Raw genomic sequence first — 14,576 nt, forward strand, 5'->3', positions numbered from 1 at the left:
CCGACGAAAGAGGAATCTTCGTTGGTTGCTCACATAGTGGTGATTGCTTCGCCAGTTCGCTATCGCTCGTGTCCTCCTTCGTCGGAATGACAAACTCTGTCTTACTACTTAATTCTTTTTAACCTTCTCCGGCGGAGCCACAAAATTCAGACTGCTTTTACCAATGTCTCTTGATGTGGCAACTGCAATTCCGCGTTGATCGGCTTTGTTCACCGCGCAATAAAAATGATACACCACGCCGTTGTGTTTTACCACAAATGACTTATGAGCGAACTTGTCGTCATAAGGTTCTGATGATTCTATTAAATTATCCCCTTTCCACTCTTTCCAATTCACCAAATCATTTGAAACCGCAAAACGGTTGAATGCACCTTGATCCCAGCCCGTCCAAAAAGCTCCAAAATAGAACATCACCCAAGTATCATTAATTCGCTGAATAAAAGCATCGCCCGTAATTCCTTTGTGGTGATTCAATAAGGCTTTTTTGCCGTAGCGTTTCCAGTGAACCATGTCGTTAGAAACCGCCATTCCGATACGTTCGGCTCCCTTTGCCGGTTTCAAACTATCGCCACGAGCATTGTAATACATGATAAATTTACTGCCAGTAATGCGTTCTTTGTCTTCGATAACCGAGTTTTTGTACATGGTACTATTATCCCAAAAACTCACATCGGCATCTTTTGGCGTTAAAATAGGTTTTGGTAAACGCTCAAATTCATGCGGCTTTGTTGGTGATTCTTTAGTATATGCCATCCCAATTGACAAAATCCCCGCTTCGTAACCTTTTGTATTTCCACCAAAATAACTCATCCAATATTTGTCATCATATTTTTTCCATTCGTAGCTTCCGTCCCAAGTATAGTCCTGCAAGGAAATGTATCCTGCTTTTTGGTTGACATCCCAATGGGTTTCATCGGTAGAAAAAGACATTACTTTTCCAAGATGTTTCCAATGTAATAAATCATTGCTTTCTGCTAACCAAGTTTCGTAACCTCTTCCATCATAAATCAGATAGGTCATAAACCATTTATTGTCTTTTCTAAAAACCGATGGGCAATCCATTTTATATGAGTTGTCCGTTGGCACCATTACCAAACCGTATTTGTATGGCGTTTTTACCTCGTTGTAAATCTCGTTCATTACAGCATCTGTAATGTCACGCTTTTTAAATTTAGTGGTTGCACAACTCGCTATGAAAAGGGCAGTAATGGTAATAATTAAGTATTTAATTTTCATTTCTTTTTGTTTTAGCCACGAAGGCACGAAGGCACTAAGTTTTTTTAAATCTTTGTGAATCTAAGCTGGCGAAATAATCTCGCAAAGTCGCAGAGCCGCAAAATTTTTTATCTATATTCTATTCTCTATAATCTTGGTTCTTGCTTCTTGACTCTATTTCAACTCTTTCAATCGAGATTCCATTACATCTTTGTTCAATTTTACTTTTACCATTCCGGTAGGATGAAACCTTTTTTTGAGATCAATGGCATTATATACGATTGTATAAACATCATTTCCTTCAGGAATTAAACACAATGGCGTTCGCATAATGTCCCACCATTTATTAACCTTAGTTTCTATTGGCAGATAGTGCGCTTCTCCCCAATTAATTCCGTCTTTTGAAAGCGTATATCCAATCATATTTGGCAAATGATGCCCCCAACCGTCAGGGCCTCCATCAAAAATGGCGATATACAAACCATTTGGCAACTGACTCACAATCGGGTTTTCTACAAATTGCGGATGTATCGTTTTTATAGGTTCTAAACCTCTATTTAATCGCTTCCAAGGGCCTTCCAGACTATTTGATTCTGCCAAAGCTACAAACCAGCCTTTCCCGGATTTCTTCGGATAATCTGCCCAAGAAGCAAATGGAAAAGCACCGCTGTAAAAACCAAAATATTTATCGCCAACTTTATATGGAAAAAAAGAAGCCACTCCCTGACGTCCTTCCCATGGCTGTGAATCCAAGCCTGGTTCCATAATGATTCCCACATCTTTATAAGGTCCGCCAATTCCGTTGATTCCATCTACAGTTGATTCGCAACGCCAGATTCTACCAAAAGAATGGTTCGGTTCGATTTCTTTGTGAACCGTGTAAGCCAAATAATAGCCGTACCATTTGTTTGCTTTTTCGTTGAAAACCGGCATATACGACCAAATTGCAGAACGACGATCGTTCATCGGATTGTCATCTTCGGTGATGGCATAAACTCCGCTTGCTTGGTAAATAGTCGATTCTCGTTTCCAGTGAATTGCATCTTTACTTGTCCAATGCCCAATTTTAGTTTTCACTCGGTCATAATACATTTCCACTCCTTTTTCGCCAGCTCTTTCGGTTGGAAACATATGATAAGTATCGCCAACTTTCACCACGCGGCCCCCTTCAAAACCTCCCTGAATTTCTTCAGTTCCTGACATTCCTTGATCGATAACGGGTTTATTTTCTCCGCCGATAATTTCGAAAAGCGGTTTCTCATCCGAAAATCCTTCAACTATAAAAGTTGGATTCCACAATTTCCCATCAGGGAATTCTGCATTTCTAAATTCCAATTTCTGACTGCTTTTTACCACTCCCAAAATGACGAATAATCCTTTGCCGGGATTTATGATTTGTGTCCCTTTTGAAAAAGAAATCGCATATACATTTACCGAAGGCAAACCTGTAATTGTCACGCCTTTTTCAAGAATTAATTTTGCATTTGGAAGTTTATCTGCCGGAAGATATTCTGAATTGTTTTCCTGAAAAATGCCAACCAAAACCTGAACAGATTCATTGAATTTTAATTTTATTGGCCCATTTGTTCCTTTTTTATATTGTTCCAAAGGAAGTTCTACACCTGTCAATCCTTGCAATTCCGTCGCCAATCGAACAATATTATGTTTACTTCCCGAAAAAACATGTGCATATTGTGATGTTTTGAAGGTTTTGTAATTTGATTTTAGGACTTCAAAAGAAGCAGGTTTCCAAGTTTGGTTTTGCGCCAAAACAGAAAATTGAAAGCACACTAAGAACATTAGTAAAAAAACTTTTCTTAGAAACGAATTGTATTTTGTGTTATTTAAAAACATTGGTTTTTTATTTTTTACTTTTGTCATTTCGACCGAAGGGAGAAATCACACTAGAAATTCCGCAATCATAATCGACAATCTTTGTGGTTACGCGTGTGATTCCTCGTTCCTCGAAATGACAGACTGGACGTTTACAAACTAAGAACTAATCACTAAGGACTTAAATCCCTTTATAACTCACTTTATATTCCACATTTGGTTTTACAACCAATTGGTATTTATTTTTTGCCAATTGGGTAATTGTTCCTGAACTTGATTTTGGTTTATTTTGACTTTCGAAAATCAATTTTCCTTCTCCTTCAGATGCTTTTACTTTTATTTCAGACTTGCTCACACGTAAAGCTACTTCTCCTTTTGGCGTAGGCACTTTACCTTCCATCCATTCCAATCCACCCAAATTCGGTTTGATTTCGTATTCAGCATAACCCGGAGCTGTTGGTTTTACGCCCAAATAATATTTTCCAAGCAAATAAATTGGGCTTGAACCCCAGGCGTGGCAAAGGCTTTTCCCATAAGGGCGTCCATACATCGCTAAATGTTCTGCTCCCTTTTTGTTTGGATTATATTCTTCCCAAAAAGAAGTAGCGCCTTCTTTTAACATTCCTCCCCAATAGTCTTTCATTTCTTTCAGAACATAAGATTGCTCGCCCATCGCACACAAGGCTTCCAACTCATAAAAACGCATATACGGTGTTGTGATTTTAAGAATATCATTATTGAGCAACACCTTATTTTTAATGCTTTGCTTTTGTTCTTCAGTAAAATAATTAAAGAAAATACCGAACATATTAGCGTATCTAGTTACAATATCTTGCATTTTACCGTCAATGCGTTGGTGCTTCATGACGTTTTGTTTTTTATCCCAAAACACATCAAATAATTTTGTTTTTAAATCAACAGCTAATTTTTGATACTGTTTTTGGTCTTCCTTTTCACCTGCAATTTCAGCACTAACAGCCATCGCTTCCAAACTTCTCGCTAGAAGCATTTGTTCAAAACTAACCTCGCCCGTTTTGGGTAATCCGTCAGCCCAATCAATAAAAACCCAATCACCTTCTAATGGTTCAAGGAATCCGTTTGTGTTTCTTCTTTTTAAACAGAAATCCATAAGTGATTTCATTCGCGGATAAAAAGTTTTGATAAATTTCGTATCGCCCGTGTGTAAATAATAATCATAAACTCCAACAAACCAATACAGCGAATAATCCATTATGATATTAATATGAGCCGTCACAGGTTCTTTACCACGAAGCGCCAACAGCGTTCGTTCAACAGAAGCCGAATCAAAGAATAAATAATAATTCATTAAATAACTTTGATAAGCGTCGCCTGACCAAACCCAACGGTCGCGCTTAATCCCATCTATAAAAAATTCGCGAGACGTTAAATGCATAGTGTAAGCCGACACATCCCAAATTTTATTCAATTGTTGATCTGAAGATTTAAATGCACCACGATAGTCTAATGGCAAATATTCATAAAGCATCGAAATAGAATCATATTTTACCGTTGCATCTGCTTGTACTCGCACATAGCGGAATGCTTTCGATCCATCATGTGTGTATGTTTCGGACTGTTTTCCATCAAAAGATAAGTGGTCTAATGTTTCGCATTTGGCAGTATCCAGTGCTTCCTCACGAGATTCACCATAATAAAGTGCTACTTTACCTTTTCCTTTTAAACCGTGAATTTTAATGTAACCAAAAGTTTCTTTGCCAAAATCCACCAACTCACCAGCTCCTACTTTTTCTGTTTTTTTTGCATTCCAGGGTTTGGTTGTTAGTTTAAATCCAGAAGGTTTGTTCTCTGGTGAATCAAAATTCCAAGAACCAACAGGCACCCATGGTGTTCCTGATTGTTGTGCTTTTCCGGTTTCATCAATCCAAAGTTTATCTTCATTGGTCACCTTCCAAGATGCATCAGATTTAACATATTTACCTGCAATATAAATAGCTGGCAACACTTCTTGATTATAAACTTTAAATGAAATTTTGTGTTTTCCCGCAGGAATTATTATTGATTTTGGTTGTCCGTAAACTTGAACACCGTCCAATAGTAATTGAAAAGATCCTTCTGCGTAGATTTTTACCTCGTCTGGTTTTGGAATATCTACTTCTGTTTGAAAAGTTACCAAGGCATAAGGACTGTAATATTGCCAAAGCGGTGGAAAAACCGCTTCACGTTCTGTACGTCTTACCTGCATTTTATTGCTTAACCAAACTTCGAAATCTCCAGGATACCAAATCCAGGTTTGGGCCAAAGCACTTTCGGTCATAAACAGAAAAGCACAAATGCCAACCAGCATCTTAATTTTTTGAAACAAAGTAGAAGATGAATTCATATAATTAATTAAAATTAAAAATGAGATATAAACTCAAAATTACCAATCCCAACAAAACGAATAATACCTTCACTCGTTTACTGGTTTTTGGAACATCGGTTTCACTAACAAAATTAGTTTCCGGATTTTTATCAATTAATGAAATGGCAATCGCCGCAATCATTAAAACTACAAAAATGTAAAAGGATATCAACAAAAAGTGAGGCCAAATTTTGTAAACATCGGCAGGAAAAATCCATAAATACAGAATCCCGATGAATAAGCTAAAGGCTGAACCCCAAGACAATATACCATTTACAGCTTTTTTTGTCGTACGTTTCCAAAAAATACTCAACAAAAAAACAACAGACAATGATGGTGCCAAAAAGCCCAAAACCGCCTGAAAAATATTAAATAAATTTTGCCCTTTGATATTGTCAATCGCAACTGCAATAAGTATGGCAAACAAACATCCCGCAGCAACAGTAATACGTCCAATTTTTATTTGTTCTTTAATCGATGCTGTCGGATTGATTTTTTTTACATAAATATCATTTGTAAAAACCGTACTCAACGCATTCAAAGAAGAACCAATTGTTCCCACCAAAACGGCAATCATCACACAAATTACCAACCCGTTCATTCCGCTTGGAAATAAATTTGTCACCATGGTCATATAGGCCAAATCCGAGTTTTTACCCAATTCCGGAAATAAAACCGAACACAGAATTCCCGGCAAAATAAACAGAGGTAAAGCCATAACTTTCAGCCAGCCTATAAAGTTGACTCCCAATTGTCCCTGTTCCAGATTTTTGGCGCCCAAAACACTCTGAACCATCGATTGATCGGTACAGAAAAATGCTACTGCCGCAACCGGATATCCCAATAAAATGGCAGGCCATGGATAACTTGCATCGTCTGAAGGCCGAACTAAATTCCAGAAATTGGAAGGCGTTTTTGAAATTAAAACATCTATTCCGCCTACTTTTTGCAATCCCAAATACGAAAGAGTCAGCGAAACGACAATCAATAAAATCATCTGAAAAACATTTACTTTGGCAATAGCTTTCAAGCCTCCGGCAAAAGTAAAAATCCCCGAAAAAATCACTAAAACAGTAACACTTTGCCACATTGGGATTCCTAAAATCTGACGTACCAAAACCCCTCCGCTAAACAATCCCAACGACAACCAACTCACCAAAATTTTCACCATGGCGTACCAGGCCAAAATATTCTGGGTGCTGTCGCCATATCGTTTTCCCATATATTCGGGCATCGTGCTTACCTTGCTGGCAATGTATCGCGGTGCAAAAACGATGGCCAACAACAATAAAAACACGAAAGCATACCACTCAAAATTTCCGGCTACGATTCCCGTTGCATAACCAATACTGGCAAACGCCAATAAGGAGGAAGGACCAACATTTGTCCCCCACATATTGAACCCGATATTGTACCAGTTAAGTGAGTTTCCTGCCATAAAAAGAGTCTCGTTCTTCTTGCTTTGCTTTACGCTCACTATATAACCAATAACCAATAAGGTCACCAAATAAACAGCAACAATGATAAAATCTAAAGTCGTTAATTTATCGTAGATGCTATTCATAATCCGTATTCGTTAAGGACATCAGCAATTTTAATAGGCATTCCGGTTTGTAACGATTTATCCATCGCCTGCAATAAAGCTACAGTTCCGATGCCTTCTTCCATATCTGGATAAGCGGTAAAACCCTGCTCGATACTATCGACAAAATATTCAAGATAATTTTGATATTCTCCGCCATGATGACTTTGTCCTTCAAAACGGAAATAATATTTTATCGTGCTGTCACCCCAAGTGATTACTTTTTCTTCTCCGGTTTTGTCTGTAACAGCATATCGTAACTCATGATAATCGGCTTGGCTGGCGCCTTCAGTTGCTCTTAAAATAGTGCTCATTCCGCTGTCGCGTTGTGCCGGTTGTGTTGGTGAAGTATAAACACCACTCACTCGGGCAATTCTTCCGTCAGTTGCTTTGAAGATAAAATGCATGGTATCCTCATTTTTTAATCCGGCTGATTTTCCATTACTGCTAATCATTCCGTAGCCCATCACTTCCTCAATATTTGGCAAATACCATCTGATAAAATCTACAGGATGGCTCAAACCTCCGTACAACCATTTGAAAGATTGTAGCAAAGACCATTCTTTTTTCAAAAACCAACGATGGTCAGCATGATATTGTGCTTCAATTGTAATTAAATCACCTATTAATCCAGCTTCAAAATCGGCTCTTTGTCTTTTTGCCGGTTCAAAAAAACGGGAACTTTGACCAATAAATACTTTTTTTCCTGTTGTTTTGCTCAGTTCCAATAGTTCTTTGGCATCCGAAAGATCATCAATGAAAGGTTTGGTACAAACCACATGTTTTCCGTGCAATAATGCCTGCTTTACATGTTGCGCATGCAAATGATCCGGTGTATAAATCGCAATTATATCTATTGAATTATCATTTAATAAATCATCGTAATTGGTGGTATAAGAATGAAAATCAAACTCCTTTGCTCTTTGCTTACACAAATCCTCATTTCTGTCGCATATTTTTACAAGCTCTAATTTTGAGCTTTCTATAGCGGCTGACATCGTACTTCGTCCTTCTCCAAGTCCAAGAATAGCTATTTTTAACATTGCTCTATATTTTATTTATTTTTGATTGATGATATTCGATTAACGATTTTTGATTGCAGATGTGAAAATCACTAAAAAAAGATGTTTTATTAATCGACACAAAATCTTAATTCTAAAATCCTTAATCTACATTCTAAAATCTATATTTTATTCAAAAATATCCAGGTTTCATCGGGTTTGGCGCCTTCGATTCCGGTTTGATATTTTTTCATCAGTTCGTTCCAATCTTTTACACGCGGATTGTTTTCGGTTGTTTTTGGATTCAATTTATCCAGACTTTCTCCTTTCGGAATACTGATTATCAATATTAATTGTCTTCCATACTTAAAAACCTGTAATTGCTGGAAATCAGCATTGCAGAATCCTTTGGCTATTTCCGGCCACTTTTCAAATTGAGTAGCATGATAATCAACATATTCTTTTTGCATTTTTTCATCGGAAACCAAGTTGGCTGTCAAAACAATATTCTCCCACTCGGATACGGTTTTTGCATCTTTACATCTTTCAAAATTCTGAAAGTTATATATTGGATTTTCGTAAATTTTTATTTCCAATGCGGGAAAAGCCAAAGCCAGTTTACGTTTTGTTCTTTCCGGTTGGTTCATTAATCCATAAATAACCAAATGATTTTTCCATTTATAATATTCTTCCCCTACAATTCGGAATCCCTTTACAGTCGATTTTATTTTTTCCAAATCCAAATCATTCCCTATAATTTCAACTGCCACAGGTTTAGGCATTTCCTGCAATCCCCAAGCTTCGTCGATAACAACCTCTTTCTTTAAATTGCTGTAAGGCGCACGAATTCCTGCGTTCTCTTTGATTTTTGGATCCACAAATGCATAGTTATCTTTCCACACATTTCCTGCAGGACCATTGTGATTTTTGAGCGTTTTCTGAATTGGAATCCAGTTGTTTTGAATAGTGTAACCCTGTGTCCCTTCATCGGTGTATAAATACAGCCACAGGAACGGATCGTGTGCATAAGGACTGTTATACACCTTGTCGATATAATTTTCTTCCATTCGGCTGTCTGGCTGTGAGGATAATGTGTAAATTCCGGCCACATCATGTAAATGTTTGGCATAATGATGAATTTTGTTAGCCAAAATTTTATTATTTCGCATCACATTGGCAGTATGTGTCCAACCCCATCCAACCGAAATTCCGCTATACGGAATATCCGAGATTTCGTTGTGTTCAATAGTAAGATTCTTTATGAAACCAGCTGCAATTCCCAAACATCCCCAATCTTCATTGGCAACATTGGTAATTAAATTATCGGCAACCAATTCGTCTGAACAAACTACCCTTTCATCTTTCACCGTATAAGGCAAATGCGCTTCAAAAGGCTCTTCGGAGAAAACGCCAAGATTGATGGCAGTTCCTCCAATGTCTTTGAATAAATTTCCTTTAATGGTATTGTGATTGGTTCCTTTATGAAAGTCCAATCCTGTCGAAGATAAATGCTCAAAGGTGCAACTCTCAAATTGATTATTGTTGGCATAATTTACCTCAACGGCTGCTCTCGGTCTTCCAACCCAGCCTTGATTTTCCAGATTATCCTGATTTGGTGTTCCTGGAATTTTTAATTTATAGGCATCCAATAAATACATCCCGGCCTGCAACGGAACGTGTCCTTGCTGAGACGGACGAAGCCAATTGCTGTATTGAAACGATATTCCTTTGAAATTAAAATAACTCACAGGTGTATCCAATGTGCCTTTAACCTCAACTAAATTTTCTAAAACCGGAACCATTACTTTAGCCGAATTCATATTTTCTCCTGCCCTTGGAATATAATAGATTTTGGATTTTTTCTTGTCCAAATACCATTCTCCAGGCTCATTCAGCATTGAAATTCCGTTGTTTAAATAAAAGGCTGAATTTCCGTTATTTTTGGATATCCAAGGAGCAGGCCAAGGATGTTCGCTTTGGATTCGGCTTTCGGGTTGTTCAAATGAAAGTCGGGCACTGTCTTTTTTGATTTCAATATTTTTGATTCGAAGATTGGCCACAGACCACCATTGCACAATGAACATTTCCATTCCCGGTTCGAACTTAACCGACTTATCTTTGAAAGGAATCCAGCAGGTTTCTGTAGACGAATCCCAAGACAAAATACGATCCATTTTGCTCCCAGAAGTACTTTTGGCTCTGACAGCTTTTTTGTCGTTTACCCATAATTGGCGGTAATTGATAATTTCGCCTGCTTTCTCTGGAGCATCGGCTACCCAAACCAATCCCGCTTTTAAGCCATTGATAGGAGTTGTTGATTTTTTCCAATTTTTGATTTGAAATCCACCGCTCAAAATGGGTTTTGCATTTATATCGGCTTCAATCGTGGTAGGACTTTCGGATGTTCCAGAATCTTCTGGTCTTACAAACAAAGGTTCGTTTAAATAATAGGTTCCGTCCATCACGATAATACGAATTCCTCCTTGTACAGATGAGTCTTTCAAGCGACGCAATTCTCTGGCTTTTCGGATTGCCATGTGTACCGTTGCCAACGGACTCAATTTTGTTCCTGTATTACTATCTTTTCCCTGAGGTGAAACCCAAATTTCGGCTGCATTTGCCGAAAAAAAAGTAACCACCATCAGAAAAATCACAACTATCCTATTCAGTTTTTTCAAAAACATTCTATTCTTTTTTTATGTTAAAAAAGTAGCAAATCAATTAAATTGCCGAAAAAATCACACTCAAAATTAGCGGAATATTTCAAATATCGTACCAATTTAAAGCAAGCGAAAAGCAAAAGCATCCTGTACCCACCTGCTCTTTATAAAAATAAGTGTTATTTTTACACATTAAACTTTTTTTTTAACAAAACTATGAATCAGAATAATTTTACCTATTCCATTTGGGACTCAAAAAAATTTAACAAAAAACTTCAAAATGAATTAAATTCATATTTTTCATTAACAAAAAACTCATTTGTTTTTAACTAAAAAAAAAAAAACGCCCGGCAATGCCGAGCGTTATAACAAAAACCACTTTGTTTAACCAAAACCTAATTATACTATTATCTGTAAAAGCCCATGGCCACGCCGCCGTCTACATTCAAGGCATTTCCTGTTGATTTACCCAACAGGCCGCCTACGAAAGCAAAACAAGCATTTGCAATGTCATCCGGCAATATAATTTCATTCAATAAAGTGCGTTTGGCGTAATAGGCCGGCAATTCTGCCACCGTGATGCCATACGCTTTGGCGCGTCCCTCGGCCCATCCTCCAGACCAGATATTCGAATCCGAGATTACTGCATCCGGATTTACCGTGTTCACACGGATTTTGTCCGCTCCCAATTCAGCTGCCATCAAACGCGTAAGGTGTGCCTGAGCTGCTTTGGCCGATCCGTAACCTGGATTGTTTGGTCCTGCAACTACCGCGTTTTTCGAAACGATGTTTACAATATCTCCACCAAAGCCCTGTTTGCGCATTACTTCGATTCCGGCTTTGGAAACAATAAATTGTCCTTTTACCAAAATATCATACAGTCTGTCCCATTCTTCCAGAGTATGCTCGGCTATCGATTTGGAAATACTGATTCCGGCGTTGTTCACCAGGATATCTACGCCTCCAAATGCAAGGCTCGCATTATCCAATGCATTTACCGTGCTATCAGTATCGGTAACATTCAACAAAGTGCTGGCTACGGCATCCTTTCCGAATTTTTTGATGAATTCTTCAAAAGTTCCCTGCAAACGCTCCGCGTCGATATCATTCAGGATAACACAGGCACCTTCCTCAGCAAATTTCTTGGCAATGGCTTTTCCGATTCCGCCTCCTGAGCCTGTCACCAAAGCGATTCTTCCCGAGAGGGCTTTCGGTTTTGGCATACGCTGCAGTTTGGCTTCTTCCAACAACCAATATTCGATGTCGAAAGCTTCCTGATGCGGCAATGAAGTGTACTCCGAAACCGCTTCGGCTCCTTTCATCACATTCACCGCATTGACATAATATTCCGATGCCAATCTGGCCATTGTTTTGTCTTTTGCAAAAGTGAACATTCCCACTCCCGGGTATAAAATCACCACCGGATTCGGGTCACGCATGGCCGGTGAGTTCGATTTTTTGCAGGTGTTGTAATAGTCTTTGTACATTGCACGGTAGGCTTCAAAGGCCGGAGCCAGTTTGGCTTTTACCGCCGCTACGTCCGACAAATCTTCGTTTGGATCCAACTCCAGTACCAACGGGCTGATTTTGGTTCTCAAAAAGTGATCCGGACAAGAAGTTCCCAATGGAGCCAGTTTTGAAAGGTCGTTTGAATTGATGAATTCCAAAACTCTCGCATCATCGGTATAATGACCGATCATTTGACGTTCCGATGAGCAGAAACCTCTCAAAATAGGAGCTACTTTGGCCGCTTTCAGTTTTCGGTCAGCCTCAGTAAGACTTTCTATTTTTTGTCCACCAAAAACAGGTCGCGTTTTTCCGTAGTTGCTCTCCAAGTATTCGGCACACTTTTCGATTACTTCAAGCGTGTTAATGTAGCTTTCATAGGCTGTGTCTCCCCAAGTAAACAATCCGTGGGAGCCCAGCATGATTCCTCTTAATTTTTTTCCGTTTTTCGCTGCTTCTTCCAGACAGGCTCTTAGCTGAAGTCCCAAGTCAAAGCCTGGACGCTGCCAGCCTACCCAGCCGATTTCTCCATTGAACAGTTCTTCGGTGATTTTCTTTCCGTCTTTGGCCGCTGCAATAGCAATGGCCGCATCCGGATGCAGGTGGTCGATGTGTTTGAAAGGCAAAAAACCGTGCAATGGCGTGTCGATTGACGGAGCTTTGGAAGCCAAATCAAAAATACAGTGATTGAACAACTCTACCATTTCGTCCTCAAACTCAATTCCTCTGTACACGTTTTCCAGATTGCGCAAACGCTCCAAATAAAGTGCGGCACAACCCGATTTGGTCAAAGTCCCGATATCTCCTCCCGAACCTTTGATCCACATTACTTCTGAATCGGATCCAGTCAACGGATCCTTGTCTGTTATTTTTACCGAAGTATTTCCGCCTCCGTAGTTTGTTAATCTTAAATCAGCCCCCAATAAATTGGAGCGGTAAATAAAAAGAGCTACTTCATCTCCAGCCAACGACGCGGCTTTTGCTTCATCCCAAAGGTAGCTTACATGTTGAAAAGTCGTTTTTTCCATATCTATATTTGAAATCGTTTTTTATGTCTATTATAATGAGTTTCCAATTCCTACCAAGACTATCGACAACATGATTAAGCCGATTCCCAGATTATCCATATTAATTGTTTAATAATTTCAGTTTCTGAACAGTTTGAATAATCATTTCAGATTGTAAAATAAGAGAATAGAGAAGATATAACTGTCCTGCACTGTCCTTTCTCAAAAGCCATTTTAACAAAAGAATTTGTTTTTAACTACCACATCAATCATTAAACCAGAGAATCACCCCATTAAATTCCGAAAAAAGTGCGAAAAAAATAATCAAGAGAAACCTTTAATAACTATATTAACCATAAAACCCTATACAAAAAAAACTTCCGGGAGCTTTTTATTTGAATACCCTTTTTCAAATAAAAAACTCCCGGAAGCAATTCCTTTAATCCACTATTTTGGGATTTTCACTTTATTTCATTTTATAAATCGAGATTATAAAAAGTTGCGGCATTTTTATACCGAATCTTATCTTGTTCTTGAGTTGGCAATTGTGAAATATAATCCTCTAGCGTTTTATAATTTATTGATTTACGTCATTGATTAAAGCTCGATCCAAATGCACATATCCGCCATCAACAAAAACAAATTGTCCTGTAGTGTGCGAAGAACGTTCGGAAATAATAAACAAAGCCGTGTCTGCAATTTCTTCAGTCTTTGTCATTCTGCCTTCAAACGGAATACTTTTATTGATTTTTTTCAAAACTTCTTCACCATCTGATAAAGTTTTAATCCAATCTTCGTATGCCGGAGTGTAACTTTCTGCAATAATGATGGCATTGGAACGAATTCCGTACTGAATCAAATCGACTGCCCATTCTCTGGTTAACCCAAGCACTCCACCTTTTGCGGCAGCGTAACCTGATGTCCCGCCTTGTCCGGTCAAAGCCACTTTGGAACCTATATTAAGAATGTTTCCTTTTGATTTTTTCAAATGAGGAAGCGCATATTTTGCCAATAAAAAATAACTAACCACGTTTAGTTTCAACGAATTCATGAATTCCTCATAACTTGACTCCAAACCAGCTCCGTCGTTTACACCAACATTATTGATGACAGCATCGATTCTTCCGTATTTTTCAACAATCTTATTTACGGCATTTTCCATGGCTTCAGGACTGGTCACATCAGTCTGAACAAACAATGCATCGACGCCTCTTTTTTGAAGTTCTTCTACATAACCAAATCCTCTGCTGTTTCTATCCACAAGTGCAGGAATAGCCCCTTCATCAGCCAATCGCTTGATAATTGTTTCCCCAATGCTTCCTTCTTTTCCTGCAGAACCAGAAACGGCTACAACTTTGCCTTTTAATCTTAAATCCATAGTCTTATTAT

General features: G+C 38.4%; 8 protein-coding genes. All 8 read right to left on the reverse strand.

Translation table 11 applies throughout. The features are described 5' to 3' along the window. Positions 1-108: 108 nt before the first annotated feature. Positions 109-1,236 (reverse strand): glycoside hydrolase family protein, encoded by a 1,128-nt coding sequence (locus EM308_RS01470; protein WP_035638875.1) that lies wholly within the window; start codon positions 1,234-1,236, stop codon positions 109-111. A gap of 153 nt (positions 1,237-1,389) precedes the next feature. Next, a complete protein-coding gene (locus EM308_RS01475; protein WP_035638872.1) occupies positions 1,390-3,069 on the reverse strand; it encodes a hypothetical protein in 1,680 nt (559 codons plus the stop codon). Between the two features lie 160 nt (positions 3,070-3,229). Beyond that, entirely contained in the window at positions 3,230-5,410 is a 2,181-nt protein-coding gene (locus EM308_RS01480) for an alpha-L-rhamnosidase-related protein (RefSeq protein ID WP_035638864.1), read from the reverse strand. Positions 5,411-5,414: 4 nt separating this feature from the next. Continuing rightward, a complete protein-coding gene (locus EM308_RS01485; RefSeq protein ID WP_035638862.1) occupies positions 5,415-6,995 on the reverse strand; it encodes a sodium:solute symporter in 1,581 nt (526 codons plus the stop codon). After that, positions 6,992-8,056 (reverse strand): Gfo/Idh/MocA family protein, encoded by a 1,065-nt coding sequence (locus EM308_RS01490; RefSeq protein WP_035638859.1) that lies wholly within the window; start codon positions 8,054-8,056, stop codon positions 6,992-6,994. Before EM308_RS01490 ends, EM308_RS01485 begins: the two co-directional genes overlap by 4 nt. A 140-nt stretch (positions 8,057-8,196) precedes the next feature. Further along, positions 8,197-10,698, reverse strand: a complete 2,502-nt coding sequence (locus EM308_RS01495; protein WP_035638855.1) for an L-rhamnose mutarotase — start codon at positions 10,696-10,698, stop codon at positions 8,197-8,199. Between the two features lie 383 nt (positions 10,699-11,081). Next, a complete protein-coding gene (locus EM308_RS01505) occupies positions 11,082-13,208 on the reverse strand; it encodes a bifunctional aldolase/short-chain dehydrogenase (protein ID WP_070261768.1) in 2,127 nt (708 codons plus the stop codon). 556 nt (positions 13,209-13,764) lie between these two features. Continuing rightward, a complete protein-coding gene (locus EM308_RS01515; protein ID WP_035640434.1) occupies positions 13,765-14,565 on the reverse strand; it encodes an SDR family oxidoreductase in 801 nt (266 codons plus the stop codon). Positions 14,566-14,576 lie beyond the last annotated feature (11 nt).

The sequence above is a fragment of the Flavobacterium gilvum genome, from assembly GCF_001761465.1.
In the GTDB taxonomy this organism is placed as follows: Bacteria; Bacteroidota; Bacteroidia; order Flavobacteriales; family Flavobacteriaceae; genus Flavobacterium; species Flavobacterium gilvum.

What these genes read in the sequence shown, in the direction of transcription:
- EM308_RS01470 (WP_035638875.1), bottom strand. Translation starts at nt 1,236, where the DNA reads ATGAAAATTAAATACTTAATTATTACCATTACTGCCCTTTTCATAGCG.
- EM308_RS01475 (WP_035638872.1), bottom strand. Translation starts at nt 3,069, where the DNA reads ATGTTTTTAAATAACACAAAATACAATTCGTTTCTAAGAAAAGTTTTT.
- EM308_RS01480 (WP_035638864.1), bottom strand. Translation starts at nt 5,410, where the DNA reads ATGAATTCATCTTCTACTTTGTTTCAAAAAATTAAGATGCTGGTTGGC.
- EM308_RS01485 (WP_035638862.1), bottom strand. Translation starts at nt 6,995, where the DNA reads ATGAATAGCATCTACGATAAATTAACGACTTTAGATTTTATCATTGTT.
- EM308_RS01490 (WP_035638859.1), bottom strand. Translation starts at nt 8,056, where the DNA reads ATGTTAAAAATAGCTATTCTTGGACTTGGAGAAGGACGAAGTACGATG.
- EM308_RS01495 (WP_035638855.1), bottom strand. Translation starts at nt 10,698, where the DNA reads ATGTTTTTGAAAAAACTGAATAGGATAGTTGTGATTTTTCTGATGGTG.
- EM308_RS01505 (WP_070261768.1), bottom strand. Translation starts at nt 13,208, where the DNA reads ATGGAAAAAACGACTTTTCAACATGTAAGCTACCTTTGGGATGAAGCA.
- EM308_RS01515 (WP_035640434.1), bottom strand. Translation starts at nt 14,565, where the DNA reads ATGGATTTAAGATTAAAAGGCAAAGTTGTAGCCGTTTCTGGTTCTGCA.